This is a genomic window from Planktotalea sp., assembly GCF_049680325.1.
Classification (GTDB): Bacteria; Pseudomonadota; Alphaproteobacteria; order Rhodobacterales; family Rhodobacteraceae; genus Planktotalea.
Window position 1 is genome coordinate 1 of record NZ_JBAUHO010000055.1, and the last position, 1,910, is coordinate 1,910.

Annotated in this window: 2 protein-coding genes and 1 pseudogene; 1 reads left to right on the plus strand and 2 read right to left on the minus strand. The window is 54.1% G+C overall.

What is annotated here, in order from left to right; translation table 11 throughout:
• Nucleotides 1–144 (minus strand): annotated as a pseudogene (locus tag WBC85_RS02315) (MFS transporter); the annotation flags it as partial.
• Nucleotides 145–247: 103 nt separating this feature from the next.
• Here WBC85_RS02315 and zapE point away from each other — a divergent pair.
• Nucleotides 248–1,306 carry a cell division protein ZapE gene (gene zapE, locus WBC85_RS02320; RefSeq protein WP_424433066.1) on the plus strand — a complete coding sequence of 353 codons (1,059 nt, stop codon included), beginning with the start codon at nucleotides 248–250 and terminating at the stop codon, nucleotides 1,304–1,306.
• Between the two features lie 4 nt (nucleotides 1,307–1,310).
• Here the strand turns inward: zapE and WBC85_RS02325 are convergent, their stop codons facing one another.
• A complete protein-coding gene (locus WBC85_RS02325; RefSeq protein ID WP_424433067.1) occupies nucleotides 1,311–1,904 on the minus strand; it encodes a pyridoxamine 5'-phosphate oxidase family protein in 594 nt (197 codons plus the stop codon).
• Nucleotides 1,905–1,910 lie beyond the last annotated feature (6 nt).

Here is a 1,910-nt window from a genome sequence, read left to right on the forward strand (position 1 = left end):
CGAGAATTCCGAGCGCAGCCAATTGAATTCGCTCGCAATGGGAATCTGGAAAACTCCGAAGGATGCACGGATCGCAAAGTTCACCAGAATGATGACGCAGCCGACAATCAAGACTGGCGTAAAGAGGCTATGTTGGGTCTTCATTTGGGAACTTTCAGAAAGCTTTCTGCGCGACGTTAAGTGTTTTCGCTAGGGCGTCAATTGCACAACCTCTTTTCGCCGCGCTCCCGTCGCGGTAGAGGAAGATATGAAAAGCCTTTTGGACATCTATTCCGAGCGCGTTGCTCTTGGTGAACTCACCGCTGATCCTGCGCAGGAGTTGGCTTTGGAGCGTTTAGAGCGCATTCGCAGCGCGCTTGCTGTGCCCGTTAGGAAAGGCTTGTTTCGCAAAGCGCCACCGCCGCCCTTGGGGCTATACCTTTGGGGCGGAGTCGGGCGCGGCAAGTCAATGTTGATGGACCTGTTTGTAGAGGCCAGCCCTGTTGCGGCGCGGCGCGTGCATTTTCATGCCTTTATGCAAGAGATACATGCAGGGATGCACAAGGCGCGGCAGGATGGTGTTGAGGATGCGCTTAAGCCGGTCGCGCAAAGCGTTATAGCAGCGGTCAAACTGCTTGCATTTGATGAAATGCAGATCACCGATATCACTGACGCGATGATCGTTGGGCGGTTGTTCGAAATGCTCATGGATGGCGGCGTTGTTATTGTAACAACATCGAACCGCGTTCCCGATGATCTTTATAAGGACGGGCTGAATCGCCAACTGTTCTTGCCGTTCATTGACCTACTCAAAGACCGGATGGAGGTTGCTGAACTCGCAAGCCCGACAGATTACCGCCAGGACCGCATGTCAGGATCGCCGGTCTATTTCACACCCAATGGCCCGGATGCGCGTGCGCAGATTGAAGCGGTTTGGCAAAAGCTTACCCATGGCAAAGCCGCGCCTCATGACTTGTTCGTTAAGGGGCGCACTGTGACGCTTCCCGGCTATCACAACGGTGTTGCACGCGCGCGGTTCTTTGACCTTTGCGGCGCGCCACTTGGCCCTGCGGATTATCTTGTGATCGCCGACGCCGCGCGCGTGCTTGTCCTGGAAGATATCCCCCGCCTAAGCCGCAATAATTTCAATGAGGCCAAGCGTTTTGTAACCCTCATTGATGCGCTTTATGAGGCTCGTGTTCAGCTGATTGCCTCAGCTGCCGCCCAGCCTGAGATGCTTTATGTCGAGGGCGAAGGTACATTTGAATTTGAACGCACTGCCAGCCGGTTACGCGAAATGCAAAGCGCCGACTGGCGCAAGGCCTAAGGCGCTACCACATGCGCGACTTGGCATACTCGGGGTAGGTTGCGTCATAGTCTTTGCCGTCAAACTCAGCATCGCGTTCTTTCAGAAAATCACCCGCCGTTGGGAGTTTCACATCCCTACCAACATCCTTCCAAAGCTCTGATCGCATCAAAGCCTTTGCACATTGGAAATACATCTCGCCGATTGTGATAACGATCACAGTGCGCGGCAATTTTCCCTTCTTTTCAAAACGCTTTCGCAGTTCTTCGTCAGCAGTGACAACTGCTGTGCCATTTACCCGCACCACGTTTGTCGACGACGGGAACATAAACATCAGGCTTATGCGCTTGTCACACACAAGGTTACGAAGCGTATCAACGCGGTTGTTACCGAACCAATCGGGCAAAAGAAGCGTGCTTTCATCTTGGATTGTCACAACTGCGCCATCATCGCCGCGCGGGCTGCCGTCCGTGCCCTCAGCGCCGACGGTGGAAACGACAACAAATCGCGAGGCTTCGATCCAGGTGCGATAGTGGGGCGTTACCTTGGTCACCACCTTACTCAACGACTTTGGCGCAGCGTCGCCATAGATCGCTTCTAGTTCGGAAATCGAATTGATCGGGGT

Excerpts from the sequence above, each read along its gene's own strand:
- zapE (WP_424433066.1), top strand. The coding sequence starts at position 248 with ATGAAAAGCCTTTTGGACATCTATTCCGAGCGCGTTGCTCTTGGTGAA.